Source organism: Streptococcus oralis SK610, from assembly GCF_000257455.1.
GTDB lineage: Bacteria > Bacillota > Bacilli > Lactobacillales > Streptococcaceae > Streptococcus > Streptococcus oralis_CB.
Window position 1 is genome coordinate 1 of record NZ_AJKQ01000025.1, and the last position, 24,139, is coordinate 24,139.

General features: G+C 42.3%; 25 protein-coding genes, 2 pseudogenes and 1 riboswitch. Of the genes and pseudogenes, 4 read left to right on the forward strand and 23 right to left on the reverse strand.

Translation table 11 applies throughout. From position 1 onward, the window contains the following. The 17 genes and pseudogenes from HMPREF1115_RS0102220 to HMPREF1115_RS09370 all read right to left on the reverse strand — a co-directional run. Nucleotides 1-324 (reverse strand): annotated as a pseudogene (locus HMPREF1115_RS0102220) (hypothetical protein); the annotation flags it as partial. 33 nt (nt 325-357) lie between these two features. After that, nucleotides 358-1,080: a hypothetical protein gene (locus HMPREF1115_RS09295; RefSeq protein WP_001062952.1), complete on the reverse strand. Its 723-nt coding sequence runs from the start codon at nt 1,078-1,080 to the stop codon at nt 358-360. Between the two features lie 203 nt (nt 1,081-1,283). Next, nucleotides 1,284-1,385 (reverse strand): annotated as a pseudogene (locus tag HMPREF1115_RS12305) (bacteriocin); the annotation flags it as partial. 203 nt (nt 1,386-1,588) lie between these two features. Further along, the gene (locus HMPREF1115_RS09305; RefSeq protein ID WP_000750956.1) at nt 1,589-2,290 is read right to left on the reverse strand and encodes a CPBP family intramembrane glutamic endopeptidase; all 702 of its coding nucleotides are present in this window, start codon (nt 2,288-2,290) and stop codon (nt 1,589-1,591) included. Nucleotides 2,291-2,436: 146 nt separating this feature from the next. Then, entirely contained in the window at nt 2,437-3,204 is a 768-nt protein-coding gene (locus HMPREF1115_RS09310) for an acetyl-CoA carboxylase carboxyl transferase subunit alpha (RefSeq protein WP_001017370.1), read from the reverse strand. Next, nucleotides 3,201-4,067 carry an acetyl-CoA carboxylase, carboxyltransferase subunit beta gene (gene accD, locus HMPREF1115_RS09315; RefSeq protein ID WP_001173380.1) on the reverse strand — a complete coding sequence of 289 codons (867 nt, stop codon included), beginning with the start codon at nt 4,065-4,067 and terminating at the stop codon, nt 3,201-3,203. The genes HMPREF1115_RS09310 and accD overlap by 4 nt, the downstream gene beginning before the upstream one ends. A 35-nt stretch (nt 4,068-4,102) precedes the next feature. Beyond that, nucleotides 4,103-5,470, reverse strand: a complete 1,368-nt coding sequence (gene accC, locus HMPREF1115_RS09320) for an acetyl-CoA carboxylase biotin carboxylase subunit (protein WP_000488661.1) — start codon at nt 5,468-5,470, stop codon at nt 4,103-4,105. Between the two features lie 11 nt (nt 5,471-5,481). Next, complete coding sequence (fabZ, locus tag HMPREF1115_RS09325) at nt 5,482-5,904, reverse strand: 3-hydroxyacyl-ACP dehydratase FabZ (RefSeq protein ID WP_000565515.1); 423 nt, start codon at nt 5,902-5,904, stop codon at nt 5,482-5,484. Then, nucleotides 5,901-6,389, reverse strand: coding sequence for an acetyl-CoA carboxylase biotin carboxyl carrier protein (accB, locus tag HMPREF1115_RS09330; protein WP_001052302.1), 489 nt, complete (start codon nt 6,387-6,389; stop codon nt 5,901-5,903). The genes fabZ and accB overlap by 4 nt, the downstream gene beginning before the upstream one ends. 2 nt (nt 6,390-6,391) lie before the next feature. Then, nucleotides 6,392-7,627, reverse strand: coding sequence for a beta-ketoacyl-ACP synthase II (gene fabF / locus HMPREF1115_RS09335; protein ID WP_000774054.1), 1,236 nt, complete (start codon nt 7,625-7,627; stop codon nt 6,392-6,394). 28 nt (nt 7,628-7,655) lie between these two features. After that, nucleotides 7,656-8,387: a 3-oxoacyl-[acyl-carrier-protein] reductase gene (fabG, locus tag HMPREF1115_RS09340; protein ID WP_001177616.1), complete on the reverse strand. Its 732-nt coding sequence runs from the start codon at nt 8,385-8,387 to the stop codon at nt 7,656-7,658. 45 nt (nt 8,388-8,432) lie between these two features. Further along, on the reverse strand, nt 8,433-9,353 hold the full coding sequence (gene fabD, locus HMPREF1115_RS09345; protein WP_000167643.1) for an ACP S-malonyltransferase: 921 nt from the start codon (nt 9,351-9,353) through the stop codon (nt 8,433-8,435). Continuing rightward, entirely contained in the window at nt 9,346-10,320 is a 975-nt protein-coding gene (gene fabK / locus HMPREF1115_RS09350; protein ID WP_000857450.1) for an enoyl-[acyl-carrier-protein] reductase FabK, read from the reverse strand. Before fabK ends, fabD begins: the two co-directional genes overlap by 8 nt. 117 nt (nt 10,321-10,437) lie before the next feature. Beyond that, the gene (locus HMPREF1115_RS09355) at nt 10,438-10,662 is read right to left on the reverse strand and encodes an acyl carrier protein (protein ID WP_000257840.1); all 225 of its coding nucleotides are present in this window, start codon (nt 10,660-10,662) and stop codon (nt 10,438-10,440) included. A 57-nt stretch (nt 10,663-10,719) separates the two neighbouring features. After that, entirely contained in the window at nt 10,720-11,694 is a 975-nt protein-coding gene (locus HMPREF1115_RS09360; RefSeq protein WP_000852974.1) for a beta-ketoacyl-ACP synthase III, read from the reverse strand. Beyond that, complete coding sequence (fabT, locus tag HMPREF1115_RS09365; protein WP_000386338.1) at nt 11,694-12,128, reverse strand: fatty acid biosynthesis transcriptional regulator FabT; 435 nt, start codon at nt 12,126-12,128, stop codon at nt 11,694-11,696. Before fabT ends, HMPREF1115_RS09360 begins: the two co-directional genes overlap by 1 nt. A gap of 89 nt (nt 12,129-12,217) precedes the next feature. Next, on the reverse strand, nt 12,218-13,003 hold the full coding sequence (locus HMPREF1115_RS09370) for an enoyl-CoA hydratase (RefSeq protein WP_001015586.1): 786 nt from the start codon (nt 13,001-13,003) through the stop codon (nt 12,218-12,220). A 282-nt stretch (nt 13,004-13,285) separates the two neighbouring features. On the opposite strand from HMPREF1115_RS09370, the gene HMPREF1115_RS09375 reads away from it, so the two are divergent. The 3 genes from HMPREF1115_RS09375 (at nt 13,286) to serS (ending at nt 16,512) form a co-directional block, all read left to right on the forward strand. Continuing rightward, nucleotides 13,286-14,650: an aspartate kinase gene (locus tag HMPREF1115_RS09375; protein ID WP_000869632.1), complete on the forward strand. Its 1,365-nt coding sequence runs from the start codon at nt 13,286-13,288 to the stop codon at nt 14,648-14,650. 2 nt (nt 14,651-14,652) lie between these two features. Further along, on the forward strand, nt 14,653-15,024 hold the full coding sequence (locus HMPREF1115_RS09380) for a DUF956 family protein (protein WP_000079379.1): 372 nt from the start codon (nt 14,653-14,655) through the stop codon (nt 15,022-15,024). 213 nt (nt 15,025-15,237) lie between these two features. After that, nucleotides 15,238-16,512 (forward strand): serine--tRNA ligase, encoded by a 1,275-nt coding sequence (gene serS / locus HMPREF1115_RS09385; protein ID WP_000884244.1) that lies wholly within the window; start codon nt 15,238-15,240, stop codon nt 16,510-16,512. 23 nt (nt 16,513-16,535) lie between these two features. Here the strand turns inward: serS and HMPREF1115_RS09390 are convergent, their stop codons facing one another. From HMPREF1115_RS09390 to zapA, 6 genes are all read right to left on the reverse strand, one after another. Continuing rightward, nucleotides 16,536-17,435 carry a TDT family transporter gene (locus tag HMPREF1115_RS09390; RefSeq protein WP_000714446.1) on the reverse strand — a complete coding sequence of 300 codons (900 nt, stop codon included), beginning with the start codon at nt 17,433-17,435 and terminating at the stop codon, nt 16,536-16,538. Between the two features lie 110 nt (nt 17,436-17,545). Next, a complete protein-coding gene (locus HMPREF1115_RS09395) occupies nt 17,546-18,094 on the reverse strand; it encodes a carboxymuconolactone decarboxylase family protein (protein WP_000206772.1) in 549 nt (182 codons plus the stop codon). A gap of 130 nt (nt 18,095-18,224) precedes the next feature. Continuing rightward, nucleotides 18,225-19,547: an alanine/glycine:cation symporter family protein gene (locus tag HMPREF1115_RS09400; protein WP_000891453.1), complete on the reverse strand. Its 1,323-nt coding sequence runs from the start codon at nt 19,545-19,547 to the stop codon at nt 18,225-18,227. Between the two features lie 89 nt (nt 19,548-19,636). After that, nucleotides 19,637-19,725: riboswitch (glycine riboswitch) on the reverse strand. A gap of 166 nt (nt 19,726-19,891) precedes the next feature. Beyond that, entirely contained in the window at nt 19,892-22,228 is a 2,337-nt protein-coding gene (locus HMPREF1115_RS09405) for an endonuclease MutS2 (protein WP_001092918.1), read from the reverse strand. 100 nt (nt 22,229-22,328) lie between these two features. After that, the gene (locus tag HMPREF1115_RS09410) at nt 22,329-22,877 is read right to left on the reverse strand and encodes a CvpA family protein (protein WP_000623542.1); all 549 of its coding nucleotides are present in this window, start codon (nt 22,875-22,877) and stop codon (nt 22,329-22,331) included. After that, nucleotides 22,874-23,176 (reverse strand): cell division protein ZapA, encoded by a 303-nt coding sequence (gene zapA, locus HMPREF1115_RS09415; RefSeq protein WP_000002028.1) that lies wholly within the window; start codon nt 23,174-23,176, stop codon nt 22,874-22,876. Before zapA ends, HMPREF1115_RS09410 begins: the two co-directional genes overlap by 4 nt. Nucleotides 23,177-23,262: 86 nt before the next feature. On the opposite strand from zapA, the gene rnhC reads away from it, so the two are divergent. Then, nucleotides 23,263-24,138 (forward strand): ribonuclease HIII, encoded by an 876-nt coding sequence (gene rnhC, locus HMPREF1115_RS09420; protein ID WP_000146846.1) that lies wholly within the window; start codon nt 23,263-23,265, stop codon nt 24,136-24,138. The last annotated feature ends 1 nt before the right edge of the window (nt 24,139 follow it).

The following is a 24,139-nucleotide window of genomic DNA, read 5'->3' on the forward strand; positions in this document are numbered from 1 at the left end:
ACCTTGAGAAGATGAGAAAAGCAAAAGAAAACCACTTGAAATGGATTCAAGTGGCAAATAGTTAGGGGGTCCATTATATCTATCTATTTTGGTATATGCATTTCCAAATGTTGTAAAAATAGAAATCGTTTTTTTATCCCCAAAAGGATAACTCTTAAAATATACTGGGCCATCTGAAAAAACCATATCTAACATATCCTCTATAAACTCCCAACATAAGGGATATACTTTATGACAAATCTGTTCGACTGGTACACTTCCCAACCCACCTTCTTCATAACCAAACTGATTATGAAGAACTAACTTTTTAGGTCTTATTTCCATATTTCTTTACTGCTTTCTTAATTGTTCTTATCTTTAAACTAATTCATCGCTATCAGGGTGCTTTCTTATATAAATAGCTGCATAAACCGCATCTACTATTACAGCTGGCAGGGTCAAAGTAAATAAAATTCCCAATAAAACACCAAAAGCAATCTGAATATGACCTGTTAGGAGGGTGGGAATGATTGTTGCCCCAGCAAAAGCTACGGCAAAATTATTCCACCATGTTTTCTTTCTACTTCCCCCTTTTACTTGATTAAAGGCCCAGACTTTCCCCCGATTCTTTGGCAGATAATACCAAGCATAAAGACCGCATGCAAAGATAAAAAGAAGTAATATAAAGATAACATAAAATGGAGTGAGGGGGGCTTGATATATCACCTTGGCTCCTATAGGATTGCCGTCTGAAATAACCATTAACAAACCAATAAAATCTAAACCTATCACTAAGCTTAACACTGTGAGGGCTATTAAATAATATGTTAAAGCCTTCCATGCATTTATTAAATAGGGAATAAAAGAAATGATAATGCCAAGTATATTCACAACACCGCAAAACAAAGAAAGCCCTTTAAAGATACCTAGATTATCTTCATAACTTCCAACCAAATACATAAAACCGCTTAATGCCAAACCAATCCATGGATATAACTTAATATAAACTAAACTAACACCATCTGTAATCAAAGGCCCGTGGTATCTTTCTCTTTCTATATCAGTAATCTTTGCTTTATTTTTTCTATTTATCTTTGCCATTAACTAAACCACCCTCCTATTGTTTTTAAGCCATCGCCAATTGCATCTGTTGTTTTTATTAAGGCATCCTTAGATGCATCTGTTATAGAGAAAGAATAACTAATAAAATAAACTGTGACATCTATAAAACATTTCCAACATATCCTCTATAAACTCCCAACATAAAGGATATACTTTATGACAAATCTGTTCTATTGGTACATTTCCCAAATCATGCCACCACCTGAAACTTGTTCTAAGTCCTCAGATGAAAGAACTGTAAATGTTTCTGTACCTGTCCTATCAAGTAGCTCCTTAAAATAAATTTTTGTAAGCTTACATCTACAGTACACATCTTTTTGTCTATTTTATAGTCTATCTCCTCAACTGTCAATTTTTCACCCTAAATGGTAGCTTTACTCATTGAGAAATAAGAAATTGATAAAAGAGATTTCTCTATCTTCCCATTAAATTAGAAAAAGTGTTTGACAAATATCAAACTCTTTTTTCTTTATCTCCTAACTTCCTACTATCTAAAATTCAAATAATAGATATAAAATAAGATCGACGGAGCATAGGGAATTGCATTATAGAAACTATGACAAACAATGGTAAACCGAAGACTACCCGTAACTCGATAAACAACTGCAAATAGAAGACCAAGAATACTATAAATGATGAGACTGATGGGGTCACGATGGGATAGAACTAAGTGACTGAGCCCGAAGATGAAAGAAGACAAGATCACATCCAAATAAAACTCCGACTTCGGAAAGAAGGTATTCATAAAATAACCTCTATAGATTGTCTCCTCAACAACAGGTACAATCGAAATGTTAAAGATTAAAAATACAAGACTTGATAGAGTCGTTTCTCTTCCGTTTAAGTATAGTTCTGAAAGAAGGTCTTGGAAAATAAAGCTATGGTCAATCAATCGAATATTCTGCATTCTAAATCCATTTAAAAAAGAATAGATAAGAAAGCTAGCCACTAAGAAAGCGAGATAAGACCAGCGCCAACCCTTTTTCTCGAAGATAAAGAGCATCTTCTTCTTTTTCAACCACCAAATGAATAGAAAGAAAATAAGTAACACTTCTCCAACTAGGAAGATTATATAGCTGTCCATTCCTAAACCAAAGGTTCTAGCTAGAGTTATAGCTCCTAATGGCGTTAAATAAATGTACAGGAACATTAAAATCATACAGATTCCTAAATGTATTGTCTTTTTCATTCTTTCTCTCCTAATGGTAAACTCTCTATTAGGGCAATATAGAGGATATATCATTGATTATTTTCTTATTTATCTAGAGTATTCATATTTATCCATGCTCTATTATCAAAATAGCTAGAACAAATTGTTCTAGCTTTTAAATTTTCTTAGTATTTTCTAAAGCGTTGGTAACGTTCTTCGATAAGTTGGTCGAGTGGTAGTTCTTTCAACCTATCTAGTTCTGCACGCAATTCATTTTTAACGCAATCTAGCAGTTCTTTACTTGACAGTCCTGCCTCTGAGATTACCTTGTCTACGATTCCCATTTCTAGAAGTTCGTGTGAAGTGATTTTCATCAATTCCGCTGCTTCCATAGCACGACTTCCATCCTTCCAAAGGATAGAGGCAAAGCCTTCAGGGCTAAGTACGGCGTAGATTGAGTTTTCTAACATCCAGACACGATTAGCTACGGCTAGAGCTAGGGCCCCACCAGATCCACCTTCACCGATAATAATCGCGATGATTGGAACCTTGAGATCACTCATTTCCATCAGGTTTCGGGCGATTGCTTCCCCTTGTCCACGTTCCTCAGCTCCAACACCTGGGTAAGCTCCAGCAGTGTTGATGAAGGTTACAACTGGACGACCAAATTTTTCTGCCTGTTTCATCAAACGAAGAGCCTTGCGATAGCCTTCTGGATGGGGTTGCCCAAAATTTCGTTTGAGGTTGTCATGAAGACTTTTTCCCTTTTGGATACCAACGACAGTTACCGCTTGGTCACCTAACCAGCCAATTCCACCGATAACCGCACCATCATCGCGGAAAGAGCGATCTCCATGCAATTCGATAAACTCGTCAAAGATTCCATTGGCAAAATCAAGTGCAGTCAAGCGACTCTGCTCGCGTGCCTCTCTGACTATTTTTGCAATATTCATCCGCGACTTCCTCCATGCAATCTCACTAATTTAGCAATTGTTTCAGGCAATTCTCTCCGTTTGACAATTGCATCAACAAATCCATGTTCAAGCAGAAATTCTGCCTTTTGGAAGTCATCCGGCAAGGTCTCACGAACTGTATTTTCGATAACACGACGTCCAGCAAAACCAACCAAACTCTGTGGTTCCGCTAGGATAATATCCCCTTCCATAGCAAAAGAAGCGGTCACCCCACCTGTTGTCGGATCGGTTAAAATAGTTAGGTAAAAAAGACCTACCTTGGAATGACGTTGAACTGCCGCAGAAATCTTAGCCATCTGCATCAAACTCATGATTCCTTCTTGCATACGGGCTCCACCAGAAGCTGTAAAGAGAACGACTGGCAAGTTTTCTACCGTTGCATACTCAAACAAGCGCGTGATTTTTTCACCCACAACGGTTCCCATAGAAGCCATGATAAAGTTTGAATCCATGATCCCAAGGGCAACTTTTTGTCCCTTGATGCTAGCTGTACCAGTTAGTACGGCTTCATCCAAACCTGTCTTTTCACGCATTGTTGCAAGTTTTTTCTGATAGCCAGGAAAGTTTAATGGATCTTGAGTTTCAATACCTGTAAACATCTCCACAAAGCTACCAGAATCAATCGTCAAATCCAAGCGTTCCTGAGCTGAAATACGGAAAGTATAGCTACAATGGGGACAAATTCGTTCGCTCCCAAGATCCTTTTGGTAAATGGTGTGTTTACAACCAGGACACTGGGAGAAGAGTTCATCCGGAACCTCAGGTTTGGCTTGTGGTTTCTGCCTTACGGAACGGTTAGGATTGATCCGAATATACTTATCCTTTTTACTAAATAGAGCCATAACTCCCCCTTTTAGTTCTCATACTGTTTGAAAGTCTATTCTTTTTCTTGGTATTTTGGCAAGAAAGTTTCCATCAAGAAGGAAGTATCGTAGTCACCAGCGATAACTCGGCGGTCTGAAATCAGATCCAACTGGAAGTCTGCATTGGTTTGCACTCCTTCAATATCAAGTTCATAAAGTGCCCGTTGCATCTTCATAAGAGCATCAAAACGATTCTCCCCATGAACAATGATTTTAGCAATCATACTATCATAGTAAGGGGGAATGGTATAACCTGGATAAACTGCTGAGTCCACGCGCAAGCCAACTCCACCACTTGGTAGGTAGAGGTTAGTGATTTTCCCTGGGCTTGGAGCAAAGTTAAATGCTGGATTTTCCGCATTGATTCGACACTCGATAGCATGACCTCGTAGGACAATATCTTCTTGTTTGAAAGGTAAAGGTTGCCCGGCAGCAATGCGAATCTGTTCCTTCACGATATCAACACCTGAAACAAACTCTGTGACTGGGTGTTCAACTTGCACACGAGTATTCATTTCCATGAAGTAGAAATTACCACTCGCTTCATCGAGAAGAAATTCAATCGTCCCTGCATTTTCATAGCCAACAGACTCCGCTGCACGAACGGCCGCAGAACCAATTTCATGACGAAGGGTTTTGCCAATCGCGATGGACGGGCTTTCTTCTAGGACCTTTTGGTTATTTCGTTGAAGAGAACAATCCCGTTCTCCTAGGTGGATGACGTGTCCCTCTTGGTCAGCAAGAATCTGAACTTCGATATGACGAGCTGGATAAATCACACGCTCAAGATACATAGCGCCATTTCCAAAATTGGCCTTGGCTTCACTGGATGCTGTCTCAAAAGCTGCGACCAAGTCTTCCGCCTTTTCAACCTTACGAATCCCTTTTCCACCACCACCTGCCGATGCCTTAAGCATGACTGGGTAGCCAATCTTTTCTGCAACTGCCAGGGCCTCTTCAGCCGTATGAACTTCACCATCAGAGCCAGGGATAACAGGAACTCCAGCCTTGATCATTTGCTCACGCGCATTGATCTTATCTCCCATGGTATCCATTACAGCTCCAGAAGGACCGATGAACTTAATTCCCACTTCATCACACATAGTGGCAAACTTAGAATTCTCGCTAAGAAAACCAAAACCTGGGTGGATGGCTTCTGCCTCTGTCAAGACTGCAGCCGATAAAATCGCATTGATATTGAGATAAGACTCTGTCGCCTTACCAGGTCCTATGCAGATAGCTTCATCCGCTAGGAGAGTGTGAAGAGCTTCCTTATCAGCAGTTGAATAAACTGCTACGGTCGCAATGCCCAATTCACGCGCAGCTCGGATAATGCGAACCGCAATCTCACCACGGTTGGCAATCAAAATTTTACGAAACATGGAGAACCTCCTTAGTTTCCAATTGCAAAGGTAAGAGTACCACTCGCTGCAAGCTTGCCATCTACTTCAGCCTTTGCTTCAACCACGGCAATCGTACCACGACGTTTTACAAAGGTAGCCGTCATGACTAATTGATCACCTGGTACAACTTGCTTCTTAAACTTAACCTTGTCCATGCCAGCGTAGAAGACCAGTTTCCCTTTATTTTCAGGTTTAGACAATTCCAAGACACCCGCAGTCTGTGCCAAGGCTTCCATAATCAGAACACCAGGCATAACTGGGTATTGAGGAAAATGACCATTGAAGAAAGGTTCGTTGATGGTCACATTTTTAATGGCAACAATGGTATCCTCGCTCACTTCCAAGACACGATCCACTAGGAGCATGGGGTAGCGATGGGGTAGAGCTTCTTTGATTCCTTGAATATCGATCATTTGATGCGTACCAATCCTTTACCGAACTCAACCATTTCTTCATTTGAAACGAGAATTTCTGTCACCACACCATCTTTAGGTGCAGGAATTTCATTCATGACTTTCATGGCTTCAATGATCACCAAAGTCTGACCTTTTTTAACACTGTCTCCAACTGTGACAAAGGCAGGTTTATCTGGTCCAGCGGCCAAGTAAGCCACCCCTACAAGTGGGCTCTCAACAACATCACCCTCCGGAGCAACCGTCGTTTCAGCTGGTGCTGGAGCTTCTTCCACAGAACTCTCTACTGGAGTTGAAGGGGCAGAAACTACTGGACTTGCAGCTACTGCAGTTGGCACTGGAGCAACTTGAGCTGGTGCTTCAGAAGCCATTCTTGCTTCATTCTTACTGAACTGCAATTCGTCCGTTCCGTTTTTATAAGAAAATTCTCTCAAACTTGATTGGTCAAATTGAGCCATCAAGTCCTTGATCTCATTTAAATTCATAATTATTTATTCTCCCAACGTTTGAAAGCAAGAACCGCATTGTGTCCACCAAAACCAAAAGTGTTTGAAATAGCATAAGGGATTTCCTGTTCCAAGCCTTGTCCATAAACGACATTCGCTTCGATATAGTCTGATAACTCGCTTGTTCCAGCTGTCATTGGTACATAGTTATGACGCATGGCTTCAATTGTAGCGATGGCTTCTACTGCCCCTGCAGCACCAAGCAAGTGTCCTGTAAAGGACTTTGTTGAAGATACAGGTACTTCTTTACCAAGGACAGCTACGATCGCACCACTTTCTCCTTTTTCATTAGCAGGAGTTGAAGTTCCGTGGGCATTGACGTAAGCTACTTGCTCTGGAGAAATTTCTGCTTCTTCCAAAGCCAACTTCATAGCCTTAATCGCACCTTGACCTTCTGGATGAGGTGAAGTCATATGGTAAGCATCACAGGTATTACCATAGCCAACTACTTCAGCCAGGATAGTTGCACCACGTTTTTCAGCATGTTCAAGGCTTTCAAGAACCAACATCCCTGAACCTTCTCCCATCACAAAACCATTACGGTCTTTGTCAAATGGGATAGAAGCACGAGTTGGATCCTCTGTAGTTGATAGGGCGGTCAAAGCTTGGAAACCAGCGATAGCAAAAGGAGTGATAGATGATTCTGATCCACCAACTAACATGACATCTTGGAAACCAAACTTGATAGAACGGAAGGCATCCCCAATGGCATCGTTTGATGAGGCACAGGCTGTATTGATTGATTTACAGATACCGTTTGCTCCGAAACGCATAGCAACATTTCCTGAAGCCATATTTGGCAAGGCTTTTGGAAGTGTCATTGGTTTAACACGTTTTGGACCTTTTTCATGAAGACGGATAACCTGATCTTCGATTTCTTTAATTCCCCCAATACCAGAAGCCACGATGACACCAAAGCGAACTTTATCGATTGCTTCTACATCAAGATTTGCGTTTGTCACCGCTTCTTGAGCCGCATACAAGGCATACAAAGAATAGTTGTCAAAACGGTTGGTATCTTTTTTGACAAAGTATTTATCAAATGGGAAATCTTGAACTTCTGCCGCATTGTGCACAGCAAATTCGCTGTGGTCAAACTTAGTGATTTCTCCAATTCCAATCTTCCCAGTTTGCAAACTGTTCCAAAATTCTTCTGGAGTATTTCCGATAGGAGAGGTCAATCCGTAACCTGTTACTACAACTCGATTTAGTTTCATCTGTCTTACCTATATCTTTCCTTATTTTTTACATGCTAAGTCCGCCATCAACAGCGAGAACTTGTCCAGTCAAATAATCCTGTCCAGCCAGGAACACTGTAGCATCTGCGATATGTTCTGCTTGACCGAACTGTTTCATTGGGATTTGTGCCAATGTCGCTTCCTTGACCTTATCAGACAAAACAGCTGTCATATCTGACTCGATCATTCCTGGTGCAAGAGCATTTACGCGCACATTACGATTGGCAACTTCACGTGCTACTGACTTGGTAAACCCAATCAAACCCGCTTTAGAAGCTGCATAGTTGGCTTGTCCGATATTTCCCATCAGACCAACCACACTGGACATATTGATAATCGCACCTTCACGCGCCTTAATCATCTGTTTCAAGACAGCTTGCGTCATGTTGAAGGCACCTGTCAAGTTGATCTTAATCACTTTTTCAAAGTCTTCCTCGGTCATCTTAAGCATGAGAGTATCCTGAGTAATCCCAGCATTGTTGACCAAGACATCAACCGAACCAAGTTCTGCGATTGCTTTTTCCACCATGCGTTTTGCATCTGCAAAGTCTGAAACATCACCTGAGATCGGTACTACTTTGACACCGTAGTTTGAAAACTCAGCCAGCAATTCTTCTGAGATTGCTCCACGACTATTCAAAACTACATTAGCGCCTAGTTGAGCAAATTTGTGAGCAATGGCAAGTCCGATACCACGACTTGAACCTGTTACAAAGACATTTTTGTTTGTAAGTTGCATTCTATTTCTCCTATTTCCTGTTGTATTTTGTGGGAGAAGGGATCATTAGTTTCCTAACAAAGTATCCAAGCTTGCTTGGTCTTCAACGTTAGCTAGCTGAGCTGTTTTATCGATTTTTTTGACAAAGCCTGATAGGACCTTACCCGGACCAATTTCAATAAAGTTGGTTACCCCAGCATCCTGCATCACAGCAATACTTTCATAAAAACGAACAGGTTCTTTGACCTGACGCGTCAAAAGCTCTTGGATTCGACCTTTTTCCATAACAGTAGCTTCCGTATTGCCGACTAGTGGACAAGTAAAGTCAGAGAAACTCACTCCTTCAAGAGCTCCAGCTAGTTGCTGACTGGCTGGCTCAAGAAGAGCTGTATGGAAAGGACCAGATACATTTAAAGGAATCAATCGTTTTGCTCCTGCTTCCTGCAAGAGTTCAACGGCGCGGTCAACCGCAGCCACCTCACCACCGATAACGATTTGGCTTGGGGTGTTGTAGTTAGCTGGAGTCACTACTCCAACTTTAGAGGCTGTTTCACAAACTTCCTCAATCACTTCAACTGGAGTATTAAGAACGGCTACCATCTTTCCAGATCCTGCAGGTGCAGCCTCTTCCATATAAGCACCACGCTTAGCAACCAAGGCAACTGCCTCTTCGAAGTCCAAGGCACCACTTGCTACAAGAGCAGAATATTCCCCAAGAGACAATCCTGCTACCATATCCGGCTGATAACCCTTTTCTTTCAATAGTCGGTAAATAGCAACCGAAGTCGCTAAAATAGCTGGCTGCGTATAACGAGTCTGGTTTAGCTTGGTTTCTTCCTTATCAATCAAGTCACGTAGGTCATAACCCAAAATCTGACTGGCTTGGTCAATTGTTTCCTTGACGATAGGGTAGCGATCATAGAGATCTCGCCCCATTCCTAGATACTGAGCACCTTGACCTGCAAATAGAAAGGCTGTTTTAGTCATTTCTTACAACTCCTGCCCAACGAGAGGCTTCTTCTTGAATTTTTTTGGCTGCACCATAGTATAGATCTTTTAGGATTTCTTCGACAGTTTCCTCTTTAGAAACCAAACCAGCAATCTGACCTGCCATGACGGATCCACCTTCTACATCTCCATGAACAACGGCTTTAGCAAGAGCACCAGCTCCCATTTGTTCAAAGATTTCTAAATCTGGATCTTCTTGTTTAAAGGCATCCTTTTCAGCCTGTTCAAAGTCACGAGTCAACTGATTTTTAATGGCGCGAACAGCATGTCCAAAATGTTGAGCTGAAATAGTCGTATCGATATCACGCGCTTTTAAGATTTTTTCCTTGTATTTTGGATGAGCGTTAGATTCCTTAGCTACTACGAAACGCGTACCAACTTGAACAGCATCTGCACCAAGCATAAAGCCTGCAGCGACACCTTCACCGTCGGCAATTCCTCCAGCTGCGATAACCGGAATTGAAACGGCTGCAGCAACTTGGCGAACCAAGGTCATGGTTGTTAATTTACCAATATGTCCACCGGCTTCCATTCCCTCTGCAATAACTGCATCTGCACCAATTTTTTCCATGCGTTTTGCTAAAGCAACACTTGGAACAACAGGAATAACTGTAATTCCTGCATCATGGAAACGAGTCATGTATTTACTTGGATTTCCTGCACCAGTTGTAACCACCTTGACCCCTTCTTCAATCACGAGATCAACGATGTCTTCTACAAAAGGTGACAAGAGCATGATGTTGACACCAAAAGGTTTGTCCGTAAGTGATTTGATTTTATCGATATTAGCCTTTACGACCTCTTTAGGTGCATTCCCACCACCGATGATTCCTAGACCACCAGCTTTTGATACTGCACCAGCCAAGTCACCGTCTGCAACCCAGGCCATTCCTCCTTGAAAAATAGGATAATCAATGTTCAATAATTCTGTAATACGTGTTTTCATAGTGCCTCCATCATTCCTTGCTTACGTAATAGTTCGACGAGTTTATCATTTGAGTTTCAAACTATTACCTAAACAAGAGGGAGTGGGTTTCCCCTACTCCTTCTAGTAATATGTTAATTATTTTGTTTGCTCTTCAACGTAGGCAACCAAGTCACCAACTGTTTTCAAATTATCTTCTGCTTCGATTTGGATATCAAAAGCATCTTCGATTTCAGAGATTACTTGGAACAAGTCCAATGAATCTGCATCCAAATCATCAAAAGTAGATTCAAGTGTTACTTCTGATGCGTCTTTCCCAAGTTCTTCAACGATAATTTCTTGTACTTTTTCAAATACTGCCATGATAGGACTCCTTTAAAATATAAAAAATTTATAACTATGTGTTTACCACATGATTACCTAGATTGTAAGAATGAGTGTGCCCCATGTCAAACCTCCACCGAAGCCTGATAGGAGAATCGTCTGGCTACCATCTAAACGAATCATGCCATTCTCCACACACTCTGAGAGCAAAATCGGGATACTTGCTGCACTGGTATTCCCATACTCCATCATATTGGCTGGAAGTTTGTCTCGGTCAACACCGATCTTCTTAGCCATCTTATCCAAAATGCGGATATTTGCCTGATGAAGCAAGAGATAATCCAATTCCGATGCTGCGATTGGACCATTTTCAATGGTTTCTTTGATCGATCTAGCAACATCACGATTTGCAAAATCAAAAACTGCTCGTCCATCCATTTTCAAAAAAGCAGGAACTGCTTCTTGATCCGAGAAAGGAGAAGCCAAAGCCGTTTGACCATAGGTCAAACACTCGCTCCGAGAGCCATCCGTATAGAGACTTTCCACAAGGAAGTGACGTGTTTCGCTCGCTTCCAAGAGAACCCCACCAGCGCCATCCCCAAAGAGAACAGCTGTCGAACGATCTGACCAATCAACTGCCTTGGATAAGGTCTCAGCCCCGATAACAATCCCTTTTTTGAACTGTCCAGAACTTAAAAACTTTTCTGCAGTTGAGAGAGCGAATACAAAGCCACTACAAGCTGCTGTCAGATCAAAGGCGAAAGCTCTATGCGATCCGATATTTGCCTGAACTCGAGCTGCTGTGGAAGGCATCATCGAGTCTGGAGTAATCGTCGCTACAATAATAAAATCAATCTGATCCGCTGTTAAGCTCCCTTTAGCCAACAAGCTCTTAGCTACTTCTGTCGCCAAATCACTTGTAGACTCTGTTTTTGAGATATGTCTCTGTTTAATTCCTGTCCGACTTGAAATCCACTCATCGCTTGTGTCCATTATTTGGGCTAAGTCATGATTAGTGACCACTTGCTCTGGAACATAATGAGCAACCTGGCTTATTTTTGCAAAAGCCATTATTTCAAATCCTCCAAAAATTGATAAAGGTTCGTTAAGCCTCTGCCCATGACTTCTTTTTCCTCAGGACTCATGCCATCGATGATTTTTTCGACCATAGCCTTGTGGAATCGTTTATGAAGACGGTGAACCAAACGACCTTGCTTTGTCAAATGCAGATAGACCACGCGACGGTCTTGGTCAGAACGAATACGCTCAATATAACCTTTTCTCTCCAGGTTATTCAAACTCGTCGTCACTGTCCCAAGAGTTACCATCAGTTCTTTTGAAACCTTACTTGGCGTTGCCTCCGGGAACTTCCCAATCACATCAATCGTGTGCATTTCTTTGATGGAGATGTCTTTGAATCGACTACCTCGTAAGCTAACCTCCTCGATCACAAGGACATTATTAAAAATAGATGTTAGATAATCATTTACTTGTTGGTAGTCCAAATCGTTTCCCTCCCTCTAAAAAACTTTCACAATCAAAGCATTTGATAGAAAAAGTATAACAAACTTCAAAAAATTATGCAAGTATTTTTTTATTTTCCTGAAAATTTTGGTCTTCTTCTTTCAGAATGCGCTCGAACTCCTTCTTTAAAATCTTCAGTTAAAGATAACGATTCTTGTAATTCCAATTCTAATTCAGCATAATTCTGCCAATCCTTAAATTGACTTTCCCAAACTAGCTTTTTAATCGCTGCGTATGAGTTTGCTGAACCTCTTCTTAATTTTTTCAAAACTTGTTCTCTTGTTTTTTCTAATTTGTCAACTTCACAAACACGGTATACCACGCCCCATTCTAGCGCTTTTTCAGCAGTCAAGGCTTCACCTGTCATAGCAAGTTGTGCAGCCCGTGTTACCCCGATACTACGACTCAAGAGATGAATCCCACCAGCGTCTGGCGCCAAGCCAACTCCGACAAAGGCTTGAATAAATTTTGCCTTGTCAGTCGCCAAACAAAAATCGACTGCTACTGCCATATTTGCTGCAGCACCAGCAACCGCTCCATCTACCTCCATCAAAACAGGTTTAGGAATTTGCTTGATTTTAAAAGAAATTGTATTGACTAATTCTGCAATCTTATTCAAAGAAGGGATATCATCTTCATCTACTGCTCGTTTCATCTCAACCAAGTCTCCCCCAACTGAAAAGACCTTCCCATTAGCATTAATCAAGATGAACTGCACAGCTTGATCCTGCTCCGCTAGAGTCAAAGCTTCTAAAATCTCCTCACACATTGGGATATGGAAACCATTTGCCACTTCGGGACGATTCAAAGTAATGATAGCCAGATCATCTACGATCTGATATAAGATATGATTCATAGTTTCTCCTTTTCTTTTATAAGGCAATAAAATTGTTTTATCATCAAAGTATACCTTTTTTTGGATAAAGAGGCAAGGAAAAACTAAAGGAAAGTGTCTCAGCTGATTATTCACCCATCATTTATGAGTGTGAGTAAAATTTGACACTCTTACTTTTAAACCGTTATCGCTTTTCAGAATAAGTTAGTGTTTTCTTCTATTATAATAGGAAGTTATTTTCGTCATTGAAAAATGCCCCTCTTTCTGCTATAATCGTATAAAATACTTACTTGAGGAGTCCTTATGAAGGTTGTAAAATTTGGTGGAAGCTCGCTTGCCTCTGCTGGTCAGTTAGAAAAAGTCTTAAATATCGTTAAAAGTGATAAAGAACGCCGTTTTGTAGTTGTTTCTGCACCCGGAAAACGCAATGCTGAAGATACCAAGGTAACTGATGCCTTGATTAAATACTATCGCGACTATGTGGCTGGAAATGACATCAGTGCTAGCCAAAGCTGGATCATTGACCGTTATGCCGCTATGGTTAGTGAACTAGGGTTAAAACCTGCTGTTTTAGAAAAAATCTCTAAAAGTATTCGTGCCTTGGCAACTCTTCCTATAGAGGACAATGAATTTCTCTATGATACCTTCCTAGCGGCTGGAGAAAATAACAATGCCAAATTGATTGCAGCCTACTTTAACCAAAACGGCATTGATGCACGCTATGTTCACCCAAGAGAAGCTGGGATTGTTGTCACAAGTGAACCAGGAAACGCACGTATCATTCCATCTAGTTATGACAAGATTGAAGGCTTGGCTGATAGCAACGAAGTCCTTGTTATCCCTGGTTTCTTTGGTGTGACTAAGGAAAATCAAATCTGTACTTTTTCACGTGGAGGTTCAGATATTACAGGTTCTATCATTGCAGCAGGTGTTAAGGCTGATCTCTATGAAAACTTTACAGACGTAGATGGTATCTTTGCTGCCCATCCTGGTATTATCCACCAACCACACTCCATTCCTGAATTAACCTACCGTGAAATGCGTGAGTTGGCATATGCTGGATTTTCAGTCCTTCATGACGAAGCCCTTCTTCCTGCCTACCGAGGAAAAATTCCTCTTGTCATCAAGAATACCAACAACCCTGACCACCCCGGAACACGCATTGTTTTAGAACACAGCAGTGATAAATTCCCAGTAGTCGGGATTGCGGGTGACTCAGGATTCGTCAGCATCAACATGTCAAAATACCTCATGAACCGCGAAGTTGGGTTTGGTCGCAAGGTTCTGCAAATCCTTGAGGACCTCAATATCGGTTGGGAACACATGCCTACAGGTATCGACGATCTTTCAATCATCCTCCGCTCCCGCGAATTGACTCCTATCAAAGAAGAAGAAATTCTACGTCAACTCGTTCAAAAGGCTGAAGTGGACCATGCTGAAATCGAACATGACCTTTCAATCATTATGATTGTCGGAGAAAAGATGAAGAGCCATATCGGGGTAACTGCTACTGCAACACGTGCTTTGTCTGAAAATAAAATCAACATCCAGATGATGTCCCAAGGTTCAAGTGAAGTTTCCATCATGTTTGTTGTCAATAAAGAGCAAGAGAAAGCCGCTATTAAAGCTCTCTATCATGCCTTTTTCGATGAAAATAAGGAAGACTAATCATGGCCCAATCTCTCAATCAAGTCATTGACCTCCAAACCACTGGGACATCTTACCTCTCCATCTCTGGAAAAGTCGGAAAATTTTTAGTTGGGGATCAAGCCTTAGAGTTTTATCCTGACGTCAATGTCGAACAATATATCCAAATCCCCTGGTCCAGCATTCAGCAAATCGGAGCCAACGTAAGTGGTCGCAAGATCAGCCGTCACTTTGAAGTCTTTACCGATCAAGGTAAATTCCTCTTTGCCTCAAAAGACTCTGGAGCTATCCTCAAAATCGCTCGGGAAAAACTTGGCAATGACAAGGTTGTGAAACTTCCGACTCTACTCCAGACCATTGGACAAAAACTTAAAAATCTATTTGCAAAAAAGTAAAAACTTTAGTATAATCATAGCAACGGATAAGTAGGTTATCTCTTTCTTTCAGAAAGTCTGCGGGTGCTGCGAGCAGATAGGAGGGATAGGTGAAATTCTACCGTTGTTCACAATTATATATACAATCAAGTGCACACCTGTGAAGTTGGATGGAACCGTGGCCCTGCCACTCCAACACTTTGTCAGGTGTGCTTTTTTCATAAAGGAGTTCTTATGTTAGATATTAAACGTATTCGCACAGATTTTGAGGCTGTCGCTGAAAAATTAGCTACACGTGGTGTAGATGCTGCTATCTTAAATGAGATGAAAGAAATCGATGCTAAACGTCGTGACATCTTGGTCAAGGTTGAAACTCTCAAAGCAGAACGTAACACAGTTTCTGCTGAGATTGCCCAAGCTAAGCGCAACAAGGAAAATGCCGATGACAAGATTGCTGCAATGCAAACCCTATCTGCTGAAGTCAAAGCCTTGGATGCTGAATTGGCAGAAATCGATGCTAAATTAACAGAATTTACCACTACTCTTCCAAATATCCCAGCTGACAGTGTTCCTGTTGGGGCTGATGAAGATGACAATGTGGAAGTCCGCCGTTGGGGTAGCCCACGCGAGTTTGACTTCGAACCAAAAGCTCACTGGGATCTTGGTGAAGACTTGGGTATCCTTGACTGGGAACGCGGTGGTAAGGTAACGGGCGCTCGTTTCCTCTTCTATAAAGGTCTTGGGGCTCGTTTGGAACGTGCTATCTACAACTTCATGTTGGATGAGCATGGTAAAGAGGGTTATACTGAAGTCATCACGCCTTACATGGTTAACCATGACTCTATGTTCGGTACAGGTCAATATCCAAAATTCAAGGAAGATACTTTTGAATTGAAAGACACTAGTTATGTCCTCATCCCTACAGCTGAAGTGCCTTTGACAAACTACTACCGTGATGAAATCCTTGACGGTAAAGACCTACCAATCTACTTTACCGCTATGAGTCCATCATTCCGTTCTGAAGCTGGTTCTGCTGGTCGTGATACACGTGGCTTGATTCGTCTACACCAATTCCACAAGGTTGAAATGGTCAAATTTGCCAAACCAGAAGAATCTTATGAAGAATTGGAAAAAATGACAGCTAACGCTGAAAATATCCTTCAAAAGCTCAACCTTCCATACCGTGTCGTTGCCCTCTCTACTGGAGATATGGGCTTCTCAGCTGCTAAGACTTACGACTTGGAAGTTTGGATTCCTGCGCAAGATACCTACCGCGAAATCTCAAGCTGTTCAAATACAGAAGATTTCCAAGCCCGTCGTGCCCAAATCCGTTACCGTGATGAAGCAGATGGCAAGGTGAAACTCCTTCACACTTTGAATGGTTCTGGACTTGCAGTTGGACGTACAGTGGCTGCCATTCTTGAAAACTATCAAAACGCAGATGGTTCTGTAACCATTCCAGAAGCTCTTCGTCCATATATGGGTGGAGCTGAAGTTATCAAACCATAAAAATAAGGCCTAGCTATTTCTAGCTAGACCTTTTTTCGTAACCAAATCAGATAAGCACCCAATACGAAGAATAAAATAGTGAGGCAAATAGCAGTTTCAGCCAATACCAGATAATCCAGAAATGGAAGTTTCAAGATCCCCTGAGCCATCTTGAGCGAAGTAGCTGTGATAATGGTTGGGAAGGTGAGGGCTGAGAAGGCTGGTTGAAAGCCTTGTTTTAAAATATTGGGCAGGCGAGTCAACACAAAGAAAAAGAAGGACTGAGATGCCAAAATCATGACAATCAAGAGCCAAGTCGGTAGGCCTGCTCCTCCAACTCGAACTAGAGAAGCTAAGAGTAGGGAAAAGGGAGCACAGTAGATTCCTTCCTGTCCAAGCAAGGCCACTGGGAGTGGATCTTTCTTTAAATCGCTATAAATAAGCGGATAGAGATAGAAGGTCAAGACAAAACCAAAACTCAAGGTCGCATAGGCAATCTCAATAATGCCTACCAGAGGATAGGTCAAGGCTGCTACTGCTATCCCCACATAGAGTACCGTCCAGCTAGGAGTCGCATTGACCCTCCGACCTGGACAGGCAAATTTGATGGTAAAAGTAGCAATCAAAACTAAATCCAAGAGAAATGAAAACCACCAGATCCCTTGTGCTAGCAAAGGAAGAGCAGGGAATACGCGAAAGACATAGGTCGATAAAATCATCCCAGCCATAGGAAAAGTGGCCATCCCAGATAAAAGAGGGGGCCTGGTCAATTCTTTCTTGGTTTCCTCCCAATTAAAAAGATGAACAACAAGAAAGAAAATCCACAACACTAGACCAGTCAGACTCAATAAATGCGACAGAACTGGCCAAGTATCTGCAATCAGATTTCCTGCACCTGCTAAGCCTAGTAAACAGCCAGAAAATACCAAGGGGAACTTTTTCATCCGAGCCTCCAATAATCATGTTATTATTAGTATAGCATAAAAGCGCTTAAAATAGCATAGAAAAATGAAGACTGGATTACTCAGTCTTCATTTTTTCTTTCTGATTCGAACTAGGCATAAGGTTGTAATTCTGGGTTAATAGGGGTATTGGCTAGGTTGTTAGCATAGTTGCAGAGGCTGGCAAGACTAACACCGAGAACCACATCCAAGGCATTTTGTTGTGTGTAGCCAGCTTCCAAAAATTCAGTCAAGGCTTCATCTCCTACGCGCCCTTTGGTATTGATGATTGCCAAGGTAAACTTAGCTAGAGTGTCTAGTTTTGGGTCTGTCTCGATTGGGGTACGGTTGCGGAGGGCTTGAAGAAGATCATCATTCATCTGGATTTGTTTGATTGAAAAGGCTGTGTGACCTGCGACGCAGAAAGCACAACCATTGGTTACGGCAGCTGTGATTTGCACCACTTCACGCTCAACGGGTGTCAGGCTGTTGCGACGGTTGATGGCTCCGACAGTTCGGTAGGCTTCAAGCGCGGTTGGGGCATTGGCCAAGAGACCGATTAGGTTGGGAATATAGCCATTGTTATCTTTTTGTACTGTTTCAAGAACTTCTTTCACTTCTGCTGGTGCTGATTCTACTGTGTGAATGGTAAATGTTGTCATAAGAAACCTCTTTTCATTTTATTGTCATTTAGTCTATCATAGAATTTCTTTTTTGGATAATATATATTTTCAATTGCCATGATAGAAAATGTTTATGAAATGAAAAAATCACACTAAAAGTGTGATTGGGTTAGTGTTTAAAATACTTTTTCGTCTCAGCAATGACGACTGGCGACAAGACTAAGAGAGCAATCAAGTTTGGTAGAGCCATTAAGGCATTGACGATATCTGCGATAATCCAAACCATATCCAACTCGATAAATCCTCCCAACAAGACCATGACTACAAAGACTACACGATAGAGCCAGATAAAACGAACACCAAAGAGAAACTCAAAACAGCGTTCTCCGTAGTAGTTCCATCCTAGAATCGTCGTAAAGGCAAAGAGTACAAGGAAGATGGTCAAGAGGGCAGGTCCAAAGTGTGAAAAAACTGTTGAGAAGGCTGACTGAGTCAAGGCAACTCCATTCAAATCACCACTCCAAACCCCAGTTACCAAGATTGTCAGACCTGTCAGAGTACAGATAATCAACGTATCAATAAAGGTTCCTGTCATAGAAATCAAGCCTTGCTCAACAGGCTCATTTGTCTTAGCTGCAGCCGCTGCAATGGGAGCAGAACCAAGACCAGATTCGTTAGAAAAGACTCCTCGCGCCACACCATTCTGGATAGCCATCCGAATGCTGGCACCTGCAAAACCACCTACCGCAGCAGCTGGACTAAAGGCTGAAGTAAAGATGAGGGCAAATGTAGCAGGGATTTTCTCGATATTAAAGAGAATAACTGTAAGAGTTCCCAGAATATAGACAATAGCCATAAAAGGAACCACTGCTGTCGAAACTTTTGAAATGGATTTGAGGCCACCAAAGACGGCAATCCCTACAAAAATGGATAAAATCAGAGCCGTGATGGCTGGATCAACTTGGGCTGTATTTTGAATGGATTCTGTAATCGAATTGACTTGGGTAAAGGTACCTATCCCTAGAAGGGCTACCAATACACCCGCTAGGGCAAAGAAGATAGCAAGTGGACGCCACTTTTCTCCCATCCCCAAAAGGATGTAATGCATGGGTCCTCCAGCTACAGCTCCATTTGCATCCTTAGTACGGTATTTGATGGCAAGTAAGCCTTCGGCATACTTGGTCGCCATCCCAAAAAAGGCTGCCATCCACATCCAAAAGAGGGCTCCTGGTCCCCCAACCTTAATGGCTGTTGCGACCCCGATGATATTTCCCGTACCAACGGTGGCTGCTAGAGCCGTACAGAGAGCAGCAAAGCTCGACACATCGCCGTGCCCCTTGTCCTTGGTAAAGATCAACTGAAAGGCCTTAGGGAGACGAGTAACCTGCAAAAGGCCCAGTCGGATGGTCAAATAGATACCCGTTCCGACCAATAAGATCAAGAGGGGAGGCCCCCAAACAAAAGCATCAAGCGCTTTTAGCAATTCTAACATATCCTTCTCCTATCTTTCAACCCCAAAAGAAAGAGCACATGCAAGATACATGTACTCTGGAATGCTTAGATAAATGCCAAAAAGCGGTCTATCCTAGCTCTGTCCTTTTACCTGAGAGTTTGAGCAGTTACCTGCCTTGCCCCTTCGGTGCCTTTACGGTCTCTCCAGAGTTCCGTCCATTTACAGTCATGGAAAACAAACCTTTCTCCACTTCTATTAAACTTCATTCGGTGTTGGTATTTTATTTTTTATTATTCTACAAGAAAAGTTAGCTTTTGTCAATATATCATTTGAAAAAAGATGGATTTTCACTTCTTTTTCAAAAAAAGAGAAGCACTCTTTTTCTAACCTTTAAAGGTCACAATGGTTGCGCCACTGCCCCCAGCATTCTGTGGAGCATAGCCGAAACTCTTAACATGCTTGTTTCTTTGTAGGTATTTGGTGACTCCTTCACGGATGACTCCCGTTCCGATACCGTGGATAATGTCGACCTGCGCCATGTTATTGAGCAGGGCTTGGTCGATAAAGGCATCCAGCTCATTCATGGCTTCTTCGTACCGTTTGCCTCGGAGATCCAGTCTGGCTTGCGGACCACGACCAGAAGCTCGTTTGACGACATTGACTTGTTTTTTCTTGACTGGGGCTTCTTGCTGAGCCTGAACAAGGTCAAATTCTTTCTCTTCCAAGGTCATCTTGATTAAACCGACTTGGGCTTCCCAACGGCCGTCCTTAAGCTGATTGGTCAAGGTTCCACGTTGTCCATAACTGAGGACCACAATGTCATCTCCCACCTTTGGAGCTCGTTTTTTCTTGGCTTTTTGAAGGACCTTGTTTTTAGACAAGTCGACTTTTTCAGGGGCTAATTTCTTCAGCTCAGCCTTGGCTTCAATGATTTCGTGGGGCTTGAGTTGAGACTTACTGTGAAGATTTTTCAGGATCTGGTCACTCTCACTTAGAGCGAGTTCCACAATCTCAGCAGCCTGTTCACGCGCCTTGTTAAGCTCAGTTTCTTTTTCACGACTGAGTTCGTTGTAGAGTTTTTTGAGTGCTCGATTCATCTTGAGGTTTTCTTGCTCCACCTCACGGATATTATCCAAGCGTTTGCGACTTTCAAGCGTTTGCTCTTCCAATTGCTCAATGATACGGTTGACATCATTATCTTGATTGACCTGCTGGCTAGCATCTCCTACGATGACATCTGACAAGCCCAGACGTTTGGCAATTTCAAAGGCATTGCTTCGGCCAGGAACTCCCTGCATAAAGCGATAGGTCGGACGCAGACTAGCTGTATCAAACTCCATGCTGGCATTCTGCACAAAGGCTGTCTCAATACCATAAGCCTTGAGTTCTGGATAGTGGGTCGTCGCCATGGTCTTGACCTGACGCAGACGAAGATCCTCCAGAATAGCCATAGCAAGGGCGGCTCCCTCTTGAGGATCTGTACCAGCCCCCAACTCATCCAAGAGTAAGAGTGAATGTTGGTTGACCTTGCCAAGAATATCTACGATATTGGTCATGTGGCTGGAGAAGGTAGACAAGCTTTGTTCGATAGACTGCTCATCCCCGATATCTGCGAAGATTTCCACGAAAACACCGACACGGCTCCCCTTATCAGCTAAAATAGGCAAGCCTGATTGGGCCATGAGTTGCGTCAATCCCAGAGTTTTGAGCATGATGGTCTTCCCACCCGTATTGGGACCTGTAATGACAATGGCCGTTAATTCCTTACCAAAGTGTACATCGTTTGCGACAGCATTTTTGACCAAAGGATGGCGAACATGAAGGAGTTGAATCTCTTGGTTCTCTGAAAGTTGGGGAACAACTGCTTTTCTTTCTTGAATAAAGCGAACTTTGGCACGAATCAAGTCTAAATGGCCGATGATCCAAGCGTCATTAGCAATCTCAGCAGCATGAGGGCGGATCCGTTCTGAGAGCTCCTGCAGGATACGAATCATCTCATAGCGTTCGTCTGCTCGCAGACTAGCGATTTCTTCGCTCAGCTTGACGACCTCACGTGGCTCGATATAGACTGTGTTTCCACTGGCAGATATGTCATGGACAACACCCGCAATCTTATTGCGATAGGTGTTCTTGACTGGTAAGACTTGACGGCCATTTCTGCTAGCGATTATGCCTTCCGTCAACATCTGAGATTTTTGTTTAAGTAAGTCTTGCAAGACATCTCGAACTTGACTCTCGCTATCATGGATTTTCCGGCGGATACGTGCTAGTTCTTCGCTGGCAAAATTCTCGATAAATCCAGCATCATTTAGAGCTTGGAGACTTCCTTGCAAGTGTGGAAACTCATGGAGTTTCTCAAACCACCTCGCCAACTGCTCCAAACGTACATTTTCGAGATTGGCATAAAAACTTTGTAACTCTCTGCTAGCTAGCAAGACTCGTTTGAGGAGCAAGAACTCCTCGATATTGAGATCCGCCCCCATCTCCAGACGCTTGCAAACAGCTGATATCTCACGCGTCGCTAGGATGGTAAAGTGAGGTTGCTCCACAAATAGGGCTTGCATTTCCTCCATCTCTGTAAAGGCTTGTTTAATCTTATCCGCCTTGGCAGTTGGAGCTAAGCCTTTTAACTCCTCTAGTCCTTGTTCTGTCAAGAGATGCGGTTCAAACAAGGCTTTGATTTTATTAAATTCTAAGGTTTCTAGTATTTTTGTATTCATATTCTTTCCTTGTATGCTTGTTTACAAGATTATAGCAACTAGGGGTTTTGACCTAGTCGTCCAATCTGTAAACAAAGGGCTAGGAAAAATCCCGCCCTTTTTATCCGATTAAGTTTGTCACCCAGAGTTGTTTGATAAGATTTGTCGTAAAAGGGACACTTTGGATGATATGTTTGGCTACTGTACTTTTTTCGAGTGAATTTTGAATGACTGCCAGAGGCACCGTTGCAAGAATGGTCAGAGCCATTTGCAAGACAAATAAGGTTACCAATAGAGACAAAACGCCTGCTCCCATACGCAACCATTTAACATCAAGCTTTTTAGTTGGAATCAAGTGCAGGAACAAACCGATAAAACGTCCGATACTGTAACAAATTCCGAAAACTAAAAGGTAGGCGATACCCGCATAAAAGACCTTGTCTAGGTGAAACAGCTGGTCTGAAGGGAAGAAAAAGGTGCCTTGTCCTTCCTGAGGATTGGCATAAGGGACAAGCAAGTGGAAGTGTTCTCCCAGTGATTTATAAAACTGTCCCGCAACAAAGGCTGAAATTACTGCAACGAGGAAATAATAAACTTGCAGGACCAAGCCTCTACGGTAGCCGATGTAAAAGCCCCAAGCCAGAACCAATAAGAGTAGGATTGAAATCATAAGGAGTCCTCAATCTTGCTCTGTTCTTGTTTAACAGCAATCAACTTGTGGCGGAGTTCTAACAACTCTTGCTCCTTGTCATCAAATTCAATTTCACGATTGAGCTGTGTAGACAGACAGTTGACCGCCAAAAGAAGCGCAATGGTTTCATCATCCGCCCCAGGCATTTGTTCTTTAATTGCTTGGTATTTTTCAGTCGCAACCTTGGCAATTTCCTCCATAAAGAGGTTGTCATGCTCGGTTGTCAAGGTTAATGTCTTTTTCCCGAATGTAAACTTATATCGATTTAGATTTGCCATAAAATTCACCTCACGATATTATACCAAATTTCGCTAACTTTGTCAGTTTTTACCAATTCTCCTGCTTTTGTGGTACAATAGAGACTATGGCAAGTATCACACTCACACCAAGTGAAGAGAAAATTCAGAGTTTTTTAAGTCAGTATCAGAAGGCTCTCAGTCCTAGTAAAAATCCCTATATTCGCTATTTTTTGCGATTGCCTCAGGCAACGGTTTCCATCTATACTTCTGGAAAAGTTCTCCTCCAGGGCGAAGCTGCTGAGCAATACGCCAGTTTCTTTGGCCATCAAGTTGTAGAGGAAACTAGGGGACAAGATTTTCCTATGATTGGGACCGATGAGGTGGGAAATGGTTCCTACTTTGGTGGACTGGCTGTCGTGGCTTCCTTCGTGACACCTGACCAGCACGACTTCTTGCGAAAACTCGGTGTAGGGGATTCTAAGACTCTGACAGACCAAAAGATTCGTCAGATTGCCCCTATCCTTAAAGAAAAGGTCCAGCACCAAGCGCTCCTCCTTTCACCGAGCAAGTACAACGAAGTTATCGGAGAGCGTTACAATGCTGTTTCTGTAAAGGTTGCCCTTCACAATCAGGCTATTTTTCTCCTGCTTCAAAAAGGAGTCCAGCCAGAAAAAATCGTGATTGATGCTTTTACAAGTCCTAAAAACTATGACAAGTACTTGGCGCAAGAAGCCAACCGTTTTCCAAACAAGATCAGTTTGGAAGAAAAAGCCGAGGGCAAATACCTGGCTGTTGCAGTTAGCTCTATCATCGCGCGTGATCTCTTCCTCGAAAACTTGGAAAATCTTGGACGAGAACTGGGCTACCAACTGCCAAGTGGCGCTGGAACTGCATCTGATAAAGTTGCCAGCAAAATCCTTCAAGCCTATGGTATGAAGGGACTTCATTTCTGCGCCAAACTGCATTTTAAAAATACTGAAAAAGCAAAAAAACTTCTATAGA